At 26.6% G+C, this 11,157-nt stretch carries 16 protein-coding genes and 1 pseudogene; 1 reads left to right on the forward strand and 16 read right to left on the reverse strand.

Annotation, left to right across the window (positions count from 1 at the left end):
• Window positions 1–546 precede the first annotated feature (546 nt).
• The 16 genes from D9R21_RS02060 to D9R21_RS02125 form a co-directional block, all read right to left on the reverse strand.
• Entirely contained in the window at window positions 547–783 is a 237-nt protein-coding gene (locus D9R21_RS02060) for a hypothetical protein (RefSeq protein ID WP_126820899.1), read from the reverse strand.
• A 260-nt stretch (window positions 784–1,043) separates the two neighbouring features.
• Window positions 1,044–1,235 carry a hypothetical protein gene (locus tag D9R21_RS08160; RefSeq protein WP_241568668.1) on the reverse strand — a complete coding sequence of 64 codons (192 nt, stop codon included), beginning with the start codon at window positions 1,233–1,235 and terminating at the stop codon, window positions 1,044–1,046.
• 598 nt (window positions 1,236–1,833) lie between these two features.
• Window positions 1,834–1,983, reverse strand: a complete 150-nt coding sequence (locus D9R21_RS06885; RefSeq protein ID WP_158613845.1) for a hypothetical protein — start codon at window positions 1,981–1,983, stop codon at window positions 1,834–1,836.
• 548 nt (window positions 1,984–2,531) lie between these two features.
• Window positions 2,532–3,371, reverse strand: a complete 840-nt coding sequence (locus D9R21_RS02070) for an aldose epimerase family protein (protein ID WP_126820900.1) — start codon at window positions 3,369–3,371, stop codon at window positions 2,532–2,534.
• A gap of 33 nt (window positions 3,372–3,404) precedes the next feature.
• Complete coding sequence (gene deoC, locus D9R21_RS02075) at window positions 3,405–4,067, reverse strand: deoxyribose-phosphate aldolase (protein ID WP_126820901.1); 663 nt, start codon at window positions 4,065–4,067, stop codon at window positions 3,405–3,407.
• A complete protein-coding gene (locus D9R21_RS02080) occupies window positions 4,054–5,049 on the reverse strand; it encodes a Gfo/Idh/MocA family protein (protein WP_126820902.1) in 996 nt (331 codons plus the stop codon). Before D9R21_RS02080 ends, deoC begins: the two co-directional genes overlap by 14 nt.
• Window positions 5,050–5,100: 51 nt before the next feature.
• Complete coding sequence (locus D9R21_RS08165; protein WP_241568669.1) at window positions 5,101–5,502, reverse strand: hypothetical protein; 402 nt, start codon at window positions 5,500–5,502, stop codon at window positions 5,101–5,103.
• The gene (locus D9R21_RS08170; protein ID WP_241568670.1) at window positions 5,483–5,689 is read right to left on the reverse strand and encodes a hypothetical protein; all 207 of its coding nucleotides are present in this window, start codon (window positions 5,687–5,689) and stop codon (window positions 5,483–5,485) included. The genes D9R21_RS08165 and D9R21_RS08170 overlap by 20 nt, the downstream gene beginning before the upstream one ends.
• A 191-nt stretch (window positions 5,690–5,880) precedes the next feature.
• Entirely contained in the window at window positions 5,881–6,375 is a 495-nt protein-coding gene (locus tag D9R21_RS02090; RefSeq protein ID WP_241568671.1) for a hypothetical protein, read from the reverse strand.
• Between the two features lie 12 nt (window positions 6,376–6,387).
• Window positions 6,388–6,936 carry an RsmE family RNA methyltransferase gene (locus D9R21_RS02095; protein WP_334199034.1) on the reverse strand — a complete coding sequence of 183 codons (549 nt, stop codon included), beginning with the start codon at window positions 6,934–6,936 and terminating at the stop codon, window positions 6,388–6,390.
• Window positions 6,937–7,107, reverse strand: a complete 171-nt coding sequence (locus D9R21_RS08175; protein ID WP_241568672.1) for a hypothetical protein — start codon at window positions 7,105–7,107, stop codon at window positions 6,937–6,939.
• Window positions 7,107–7,682, reverse strand: coding sequence for a dephospho-CoA kinase (gene coaE / locus D9R21_RS02100; RefSeq protein ID WP_126820903.1), 576 nt, complete (start codon window positions 7,680–7,682; stop codon window positions 7,107–7,109). The genes D9R21_RS08175 and coaE overlap by 1 nt, the downstream gene beginning before the upstream one ends.
• Before the next feature lie 37 nt (window positions 7,683–7,719).
• The gene (locus D9R21_RS02105; RefSeq protein WP_126820904.1) at window positions 7,720–8,406 is read right to left on the reverse strand and encodes a GDSL-type esterase/lipase family protein; all 687 of its coding nucleotides are present in this window, start codon (window positions 8,404–8,406) and stop codon (window positions 7,720–7,722) included.
• A 484-nt stretch (window positions 8,407–8,890) separates the two neighbouring features.
• A complete protein-coding gene (locus D9R21_RS02115; RefSeq protein WP_126820905.1) occupies window positions 8,891–9,547 on the reverse strand; it encodes an ECF transporter S component in 657 nt (218 codons plus the stop codon).
• A 38-nt stretch (window positions 9,548–9,585) separates the two neighbouring features.
• Entirely contained in the window at window positions 9,586–10,173 is a 588-nt protein-coding gene (gene hpt, locus D9R21_RS02120; protein WP_126820906.1) for a hypoxanthine phosphoribosyltransferase, read from the reverse strand.
• Window positions 10,174–10,304: 131 nt separating this feature from the next.
• Entirely contained in the window at window positions 10,305–10,670 is a 366-nt protein-coding gene (locus tag D9R21_RS02125) for a hypothetical protein (RefSeq protein ID WP_126820907.1), read from the reverse strand.
• A 135-nt stretch (window positions 10,671–10,805) separates the two neighbouring features.
• On the opposite strand from D9R21_RS02125, the pseudogene D9R21_RS02130 reads away from it, so the two are divergent.
• A pseudogene (locus tag D9R21_RS02130) lies at window positions 10,806–11,157 on the forward strand (IS30 family transposase); the annotation flags it as partial.

Genomic DNA, 11,157 nt, shown 5'->3' on the forward strand with positions numbered 1-11,157 from the left:
AATTTATTTTCTTGATTACATTTTGAACAATAACCTCAATATCTTTTTTTAAGACAAGTTTTATTTAACTTTTTCATATAAACCTCCTAAATTATTCCTCCTAGTTTTAATTCGCTGGCACTCACTCCCAAGTGAAAGTGCCAAGCGAGAATTAGTTATATAATTATTTATCTATTTATTTACTACGCCATCCGCTTCACTGGGGGTGAGCGGTGGCGGTATGTTAATTGTTTGAATGTTTAATAATACACAGTTGTTTTTTCTTTGTGGAGCCAGAGAATTCTCTCTCTTCATCCGCACCATTTCAGGTCAAAGCGTTCAGTTTTTAAAATAAATCTACTTGCACCTTGAAGAGCCTAATGCTAATCGCAAATTTATTTATAAAGTGGCCATCTCAATATTTATTGTCGTTTGATATTAACCTTGGACTTATCACGACTATCGCTTGTTAAAGCGTCTATTATTTCCGGACTGATTACCGTTGGGCTAGACCGCCTATGTGGAATAAAAACACTTAGTTATTTAAAATAACCGTCCCGCACTGCATTAAGTTGTTTTGTAAAATCAAAGTTTTAAAGAACCAGTTTCATAATCAAAGATAATTTTTGAATTTTCTAAGCGTTTATAAAATCGCTTTTGTTTTTTATCTTTTGTCCGATTTAATAAATCTTTATGTTTTTTACAAGTTCATAAAACTTTATTTGATGAAAACTCTTGAGTAATTAATGATATTACTTGATAACAATTATTAACATCACATATTTTTTGTTGTTTAATTATCATTACCTCCTTTTGGGAGTTGTTTTATTTCAAATAAAAAAACAACCCTAACAAGAGTTGTTTTTTGCCGCTTCATCGTACACGATGCCTTTTAATAAAAAATCTTTAGAAAGGTATTTAATAATTATAAGCATTTTAGTATTGATGAACGTGTTATATTAAGTCAGTTATTAATATCAAAACTATTTTACATAAAATTAATCGTTTTTATAGTGCAAAGTATGTTTGTCTGTAAGTATTATGCAAAATTACATATAAAAAATTTATATATTATATAATTTAATTCCTTTTCCAATTCCTTGTCATGCTCCGCCATAAACATAATAACCTGTAACACTTATTCAATGATATGACAAAATTTGAATATAAAAATTATTATTTTCATAATATCAAGTTAAAGCAAATTCTTGGACTGCTTTTAAATATGGAAAAACTGGTGATTGGAAGCTTTGCACTATAAAACGATTTTCATTGTTAATATAATGAGGAACATCATAATTTGGATCAATAATTTTTGCATTAATTATTTTTTTGCTTACTTAACTGTCATTGAAATAAGATAGTTTTGTTCCATAATATGCTTCTTCCCCTCAGCTAATTTTTGAAAAAAATCACTTTTTTCACCTAAAAACATAATTTTTTTATAATTAATCGGATTATTTGTTCCAAGATTAAATGTATGAGATAAGTGTCAACCATCGCTTTCTATATATCAATCATTAAAAATAATTTTATTTTTTTTATTATTTTCATTATAGTAAAGTTTTATTTCTGTTTTGAATGTTGCTCCTTTTTTTGTTCAGATGATGAACTAAAAGCTGTTAATTTTGGTATACTTACTCCACTAATTGCTAATACAGTTAATAAATTTAAAATTTTTTTCATTTTAAATTCACTCGTCTTTCTGTCTTACTTTAAATTAAGATAACATTATTTTATATTGGAAAATTAAAAAATTATTTTTTTCATATAAAATATGTTATTATTTAGTTAATAGATTTGTTGCACTTGCATTTACAATTTACATATTCAAAATATTTTTTATTAGATTCATTATAAATTACATTTTTTCATAATAATTTTATTAATAAAAGATTCCGTATAACTAGTAGCATTTTTATTAAAATCCTTCTTTATTATTCCATCATTGTCAACATAAATAAATCCTTTTTCAAATAAAGCATTACAGCCAAATAAACACATAGGTACTACAATATTTTTATCCCTTTTCTCATCCTCATTATATTCAACACATTTTTTATAAAATTAGTCTAATAATATTAACAATAAAATAAAACATAAATAAATAAAAAAGAAAATCATTTGTCAAGTTTTTGCGGGATAATACTAATGGTGTTGACAACATTATTATTTAAACTACTTATGAAATAACTTTTTATGAAAAACAAAAATCTGATGTGTTTTTGTTTACCATATGTTACCAGAATATAAACCTTAAATTATTCAAAACTATAAAATATTTGTTAAATAATAATGTGGCACCTATTCATTTTTATGATGCTAAAAAATGAATAAAAAATGGTTAGTACTTTAGTTATCAAAATTAATACTGCTGAAATTATAAACTAATACATAAGAATGATGAAAAACCTCTTACAATAAGAATCTAAGATTATATGGAACAGCTTAATATCCTCTTTAGACACCAAGCAAATCCCCCTGCTAACTTATTGTAATTTTTTACATAATATATTCATTTTTGATGAAAACCTCTTAACAAGTAAGAGGTTTTATTTTTTAAATTCTACTTCTAAACAATATATTTTTGTTTGTTGTGATGGTAACTTATTAATTCATGGTTTTTGGTCAAGCGGAATTGTTTGATAATTAATGTCATCTTGATGGCCATCTCATGGTTCAACACAAATATATTTTGCATCATTTTGACATTTTCAAATTAATACATTTGGATAACCTTTTGTTGTTAAACTAATTTCTCGAGTTGAATCAACAATTAAAACTTTGTTTGTTGTTTGTTTTAGTAACGCATAACATTGGCCAGTTGTAAAATCATATTGATTTATTAAAAACTGAGAATTTGTTTCTTTCTTCATTTCTGAACCTAAAAAAGTCCCACCGGGAATATGGGTAATTATTTGTGGATTATCAAAAATAATTTTACCAGTATGCTCATCACAAATAAATTCTGGATGTCAACCAAAATTATATGGCAATGGTTTTAAGTCAAGATTAGTAATCTTAACTTTATTAATTAATTTATTTGCTTCTAATTGATATGTTACTTCCAATTTAAACAAAAATGGATACTGATGATAAAATTCTTTTGTTGCTCTATATTCAACCACTAATGTATCTGCTGTATAAGTAAGAACTTTTCAAGCAGTAATTGCACGAAAAAACCCGTGCCCCATCATCGTATAAATTTTATCTGCTAATTGATATTCATTATTAATTAACTTTCCTGTGATCGGAAAACAAATTGGTCACGATTTTTTTCATGTACTATCTTGTTGATAAATATATTCCTTGCCAGCTTTTTTTAATGAAATTAATTCAAACGGATCAGAACTAAGAGTTGCTTCTAAATTTTTGTTTTTTAAAAAATACATTATTTTTTATTTTCCTTTGCTGCTTTATGTCAACTAATAATCTGTTCGATGTGGTTTATTTTTCATAATATTAACACCTCCACTTGTTCCAATTCGCGTTGCTCCTGCTGTAATCATTGCTAAAGCATCATCTTTAGTACGCACTCCACCAGCTGCCTTAACTTGCATACGTTCTCCAACTGTTTTTTTCATTAGTTTAACATTGGCAATCGTTGCACCTGCTTTACTAAAACCTGTTGAAGTTTTAACAAAATCAAGACCTGCTTCTTCTGCTAACTGACACGCTTTAATAATTTCTGTATCAGATAATAAGCATGTTTCTAATATTACTTTTACAATATGTTGCCCAGCTGCTTTTTTACATGCTGCCATATCGGCACGAACTAAATCATAATTATTTGATTTAAACTTACTAATATTCATTACCATATCAATTTCTGTTGCTCCTTCGGCTAATGCCGTTGAAATTTCTGTCACTTTTGTTATGGTAGCATTCGCTCCCAATGTAAAACCCACCACAACGCAAACATTAACTGTAGTATTTTGTAATAAATTATGCGCTAATTGAACATAAGTTGGATTAATACAAACGGATGCAAAATCATATTCTTTTGCTTCAGCACATAATTTTTTAATCTCTACTATAGTTGCATCTGGTTTCAATAAAGTATGATCAATATATTTATTTAATTTCATTTAATAATTCTCCCCGTTGTTCTTCATTGATTTGAACTGCTTCTAAAACACGAATCGCCGCAATTGAGTAATCTAATAACCGCTTCATTTCCGAATAGTTCTCACTATTTATTATATTAATAAAATACTGTAATTCATAGTACATTTTATTATTATGTTCTGATCCTAATGGTAAAACTGTTGTTTGATTTGTAAGGCTATTATATTTTGTAATTGCTTCTAATTTTGTTAGATTAGTAACATTAATTGTAGTATCATAACTTAAAATTTCACTAGGACTAATTCCTGTCGATGCTTTTGAACAAACAATACTAGTTAAAATATTATTACTATGTTGTAAAAGAACAGCATTATTAATATCAACACCATTCTTTAACTTATGACTCATTGCTTTAACATCTTTGACTGGCCCAAATAAAGCAACTGCTAATTCAACAGGATAAATTAACATATCATATAAAGAACCTTTTCCTAAAGTCTCATCAAAAACAGAATTATATTGGTCTAATAAAACTTCTTTCATTCGACTTGAATACTGGTTGCAATGAAAACAAGCTAAAAAAGGTTTAATTTTATTAACATTTGTTTGTAAAATTTGATAAGCTGGCAAATGTAAGGGTTTAAAAGCTTCCATCAAAAAAACATTATTAATTTCTGCTATTTGTTTTAATTCAATTAATTCATGTGCAAAAAAAGTTGCCGGTTTTTCAACTAAAACATGCTTTTGTTGTTGCAAAAAATACTTTGCTTGTTGATAATGCAAACCATTTGGTGAAGCAATATAAATAATATCAATATAATCTAACATATCTTCAAAATTATCTACAATATGGACTAATAAATTATTTTTTGAAGCAAAAAATTTAGCTTTTTCTAAACTACGTGAATAAAGGGAAGTAATTTTAACTCCTTGTACATCACGACAAGCATCAACAAATTCACTCACAATATTGCCTGTACCAATGGTTCCAATCTTTAACATAAAAGCACCTCACTATGTACCTTTCATTTTTGTTAAGTGTTGGTAAATTAGTTATTTCATATAAACATTAAAAATAATTTCACTTGTTAGGAAAAAGTTACTTTGACCGCTTTTAACTGAAACTATATAACGTTTTTGGTCTTCATGATATGTTCCTTGTAAGCCAAGACCATCCAAATTACTTTGGTTAAAGGCTGGGCCACCTAATGTCTTAGTAGCAACAGCATCTAATTCACTTGGATCTTTAAATTTTAATGTTGGTGATGCTAATGATAATCAATTTTTTAAATCTGGACGAAGATCAACATAAGATTTTGTTTCTAAATTTCCCCACATTACTGAACCTTTTACTGATTTTGCATCTGGTTTTGCTTCCATTTTGACATAAACTTGATTAAAAGTAAATTTATCATTTAAAAAGTTAACCGTAATATTAACTTCATCTCAAGGCAAATATTACTGGAGATAAATTTTGAATTCCTTTTGTAATTGCTGAAGTTAAATTAATTTCATCATTAACGATTGCATTATCTTTTTTTAAACTAAATTTTTTGGCAATAATTTTATCATAAGAAAATGAATTCAAGTCTAATTTGTCCCCAACAATATTATTATTGTTGCCACCATTTCTTGGAGGCATACATGCAACAACATTTGATCCAATAGTAGTCCCAATTATTATTGCTCCTAATAAACTTAATATTTTTTTAATTTTTTCATCCTCCGTTATTAATTTCTCTTTTTTTAATTATAAACTAATTATTATTTTTATCATTATCAAAGAAAGGATTTTCGCTCTTTTTTGCTTGCTGCTCATTTGTTAAAACAGTATTATTTTTTTTCCTGTTCTTTTGCTCATTGTTCTGAATCTTGTCAATTTTTTTTAACAATAAAAATTCGTTCTTCAACACGAACAATTGATTCCAAGATTGAACAAGCAATTGTACCAACAAATACTGTTGGAAATCATACATATCAAAAAATACAAATTTGGGCTGGATTTAAAACTTTTGTATTAGCTAAAATTAAAAAAAATAAACTAATCACAAAAATCAAATATTGACCAATATAAAAAATTTGCATAAAAATAATATGTTTGCGTAATAATTGAAATGGTGTCTTTTTTAACTCATGAATACGAACTAAATGATAAATAATAAAAATAATAATAGCAAAACCAATTAAAACATAGCCAATTTTGTAGCCAGTTACTGCTGCAATATCTCATTTTTGTAATCCTAAAATTAGAAAAATTAGTACTAAAGCTGTATATAATATTATATTTGCAACACTAACTAGTGCTTTAATCGATACTACTTTTGTCATCTTTGCCTTCTCCTATAATTCTTTTTCATACATAATCATTGCTAAAAGTGCAACTGGTGCTGTTTCAGCTCGTAAAATTCGTTGCTCTAATGAAACGGGGTAATATTGATATGAAGATAAAACAGCAATTTCATGTGGAGTAAATCCACCTTCAGGTCCAATTACAACTGTAATTGTTTTAAAATCTTGTTGTAAAAACTGTTTTATTGATAATGTTTCTGCAACATTTTTATAGCAAACAAGATTAACATCACTTTGATATTGTTGTAACACCCTTAAATCACTTTCAACATCATGTACGAACGGTACTTGATTACGGTAAGATTGTTCTGCTGCTTCCTTACAAATTTTTGTTCAACGTTCAATCTTTTTAAAATTATTTTCACCTTTTAATTTTACCACACAACGACTAAACTGAAGGGGAATGATTTCATTAACTCCTAATTCTGTTGCTTTTTGTAATAAATAATCTCATTTTGCATTCCGAATTAGACCTGCAATTAATCGTACTTTAATTGGACTTTCATGATTTTGCTGTAATTTTTTAATTAATTTAAATAATTACTTTTGTGGTGCTTGTACTTCTAATATCGTTAAATAATGTTCACCATTATAAATGCAAATAATTTGTGTTTGGTCTCTTAAACGCAAAACTTGTTTAATTTGTTTAACATCATCTTCAGCTAAAATAAAGTAATTATTTTCTAGTTGATTGGCAACAAAACGGTGCATTATTGTTCATCTCCTAATATGTCTTCCATTATCTTATCTAATTCTTGGTACAGTTCTGGCAGTGATTTGTTAGTGGTTACTTTATAATCGGGTTTTATCTTTTTAAAAAAAGTTGCTTGAATTTTTAATAACTGTTCTATTTGTTCTGATGATTGTTGATCACGAGCATTAATTCGCGTAATAATGTTCTTTTTACTAGCAGTAATAAATATTTTTGCTGTAAAAGAAAGCGCTAATGTGCTTAAACCAATTGCTTCAATTAAAAATTTTTGGTTTGGATTATTATTAATAATTGTAATAATTTGTTGATTAACTTTTGGTCATAAATAATTATTCAACTTATTGTTAGCAAGAGGATTAGTAAAAATAATTGTTCGTAAACGCTCACGATTAAGAACACCATTAATAACTATTCCCGGAAAAGTTTGCTCTAAAAAAAGCAAAACGGTTGGCTCTTGCATAATTTCTTTTGCAATTTTATCCGCATTTAAATAAGTGAAATGATATTTATTTTGTAAGTATTCACAGGCACTTGTTTTTCCTACTCCAATATAACCATAAACACCAATAATCATTTATGCTTAATTCCTTTCTAATTGCTTGTTACTAAAATTAATTTAAATTTAATAAATTTTCTGCAACAATAACATCAAAAATGGTTTGGGCAACAGGCATTGTTTCCATTGGTGTATAATGAATACCATCATATTCATTTTGATCTTCGGGATGTGGATTTGCTGATAATTGTAAATTAACAACAGGAATATTTAATTTTGCACAATATTTTTGATAAGCTTCTGGTAAGGATGTCAACAATTCACCATCATGCAATGTTAATACTTTTGGTGGGCAAACTACTAAAACATGATAATTCACTTCTTCTTTATTATCTTTATGCAATACTTTTATTTTATTAATCAATTCCCCTAATGAATCAACAATTTTTGTTTCAATTGGATAATCTGGAATTTCTTTTAATTTTGCATAAGCATCATAACCAAAATAATCATTTGTTCCTAAAAAAATCATGAATAAATAAATTGGATGTGTTTTTTGATATAAAACTGATAAATTGTCCATTCCATTATCTTGGGGAAAACCAAAATCAATTAATGGCTTAATAATTGTTCGTCCTGGTTGGGCATCAGTTTGAATTTCAATTTCTCCTGTTTGATAATATTTTGTTAATAAATTTTCTAATTTTACTGGTCAATTATCAGCATCTGCCATTTTGCCAGTTCCCATCGGTAAATAACCAAAAGTTAGTGAATCTCCTAAAATTGCAATTTTCTTTTTCATACAAACCTTCCTCTCTGTTATAACATTATTTTATCTTACTTCATTATAATTAAGATTTAATTTTTAAAACTTTCTGAAAAAATAAAATAATCCATGCTAAACCAAATAAACTACGTAATGCATTAGGCAATGTTTGATAAACTCGTAAGTATTGCGCTAAAGAATAAAATAAAAATAAAAATGCAATAATAAATGAAAAAAAAAATTCATAACAAAATAATTACAATAATATTTAGTCATTCATTATTATTATTTTGTAATTGCGCTGTAAACTCACTTGATGAACGAAAGCGAGTAAAAAAATAAGCTAATGGTCATGATAATAGATATCAAAAATATAAAATTGGAGATAATAACAAAAATAAAATAATTTTTATAAAAATAAGAACTGTTGATTGTTTCACTGTTTTTTCGCTTCTTTCTTTTTTAATTTTATAATTTTCTATTAAATAATGCAATTCAAACTGAAAGTGCACTCAATATATTAATTATTATTATAAAGTTTTTTTAATGCATATGCAACTGGTGAAAAAATAGCAACCGCTAACAACATTTCTGGTAAATAATTCGTTGCTAAAATAATTCAAGTAAAAGTGTGAAAAAAGCGTTGTTGATCTGGGTCATTATAAATTAAAGGACCAATAAAATACATAAAAACTAAAAAAAAAATAGTATTTAACGTAGCTGCAGTAAAAGCAATAATAATATTATAAATTTTTAAATAATGTCGTTGGTATCAAGTCAATTCTGTAATTTGATTAGTATAAATTTTTGTTTCAACTTTAACCGAAGTTTTTGTTAAAAAATAAGCTAAAATACCAACACAAAGTCCCATTAAAACCCGTGGCACAACAGAAAACAATGGATTAAGAAAAATAAAACTAGTTGGACCTGGTGAAATTAATGTTTGAATTAATGAGGATAAACCAAAAATAAGACCATAAATTAAACCTGCTCAAATTAAATTTAAATTCATTGTAATATATAAAGCATACATTCCTATTAAAAATAAAATATGCATTAAGGTTAAACTAACTGGACCAATCGTAATATATCCTAATGATGGAACTAAAGCAAACAGTAAAAAAATTGCAATAATAATACTATTAATTGTAATCATTCTTGTCGTTACTTTTTTCATTTATTCCTCCAATGATAACTAAATCATTTAATTGTCTATTAGTCCTTTATGTCTCATTTTCATGTTGCTAATTTTTTCTGATCAGCAATCGCAATATATGGCAAATTACGTAAACGTTCTTGATAATCTAAACCAAAGCCAATTAAAAAAGCAGGTGGAACATCAAATCCATATCAATCAGCAACTAAATTTACTTTCCGACCAGCTTTTTTATCTAATAAAGTAACAACTTTCACACTACGTGCTCCTTTTAGATATAAATAGTCTTTAATCATTTTAATTGTTTTACCACTATCAATAATATCTTCGACTAATAAAATGTCGCGATTTGTTATTGGCATTGGTAAATCAAGTAAAATTTGGGGCGTATCTTTACTCTTAATACCACCAAAATAAGATGAAACAACCATATATTCCGTTTCACATTCAATACCAACTAAATGAGAAATAAATTTTGTCATAAAAGGAATACATCCTTTTAATAATCCTAAGCATAAAATCGTATTATCTTTTGCTGGATATTCATTAAGATAATAATGACTAATTTGTTGCCCTAATTGAAAACATTTTTCATCAATTTCTTCAGTAGTAATTAAAATTTCTTTTACAAGGGGATGTATCTTCATTTTTCTACCTCACTAAATATTAATAATTTATTTTAATAATATAATTATAGTATATTATAATACAATTAATGCTTAATTAAAAGATACTTAATCTTAAAAAAATAATCCAGAAATTTAAAACTAAATATAATTTATTTTATTAATCTTGGTAAATAGGATGTTCAAAATTCGTGTCATAATTCTCACGCTTTTATTTTCAAAGCATCACTTGCTAAAAATCAATATACAAATCCTTCTGCAACAAAATCACCAAGATTATTAAAAGAATAACTACTTAAATGAAATAAATTTAAAATTTGTTCTTGCGTTAAGCCTTGTCCATTCTTAATTTTATTTGCTAAAAAAACTTTAATTTCTTTAATAACATTGACTTGACGACTAAAATTAATATCAACGGTATGCCCCAATTCATGAAAAATAACATTAAAAATTTCACCAGAGCTTCATCAGCCATTTCGACAAGAGTTAAATCCGTTTACTTTATGACTACAAAGCAAGATATTTTGTTCAAGCGCAATAGTTTGTTTAAACCCTTATCAATATGTAGAACCAACAAAAGACTGCACCCCAAAAAGTAAGTAAAATTAAAAAAGAACTTTACTAAACTTTTAGAGGAGGTGCAGTCTTAGATTGATCGTGGTCAATTAACAAATATTAGATTTATTGAAGAAGCAGAACATGAAAAAGGGACTTTTGGTTGATTTCAAATGGATTGTATTGTTGGAAAAGAACATCAGTCTGCTTGTTTAACTTTTACAGAAGAAAAAAGTTTATATACTATTTGTTTTAAATTAGACCACCATAATTCAGAAGAAGTTAATAAAGCAATTAAAAGTATTTTTAAAAATAAACTTTATAAGGAAAATATAAAAGGAATTATAACTGATAGAGGAAAAGAATTTTCAAACTGAAAAGGGATTGAAAAAATTACTGGAACTAATGTTTATTTTTGTGACCCTGGTTCACCCAAACAAAAACCTAAAG

It is taken from the genome of Spiroplasma endosymbiont of Megaselia nigra, assembly GCF_003987485.1.
Taxonomy (GTDB): Bacteria; Bacillota_I; Bacilli_A; order Mycoplasmatales; family Mycoplasmataceae; genus Spiroplasma.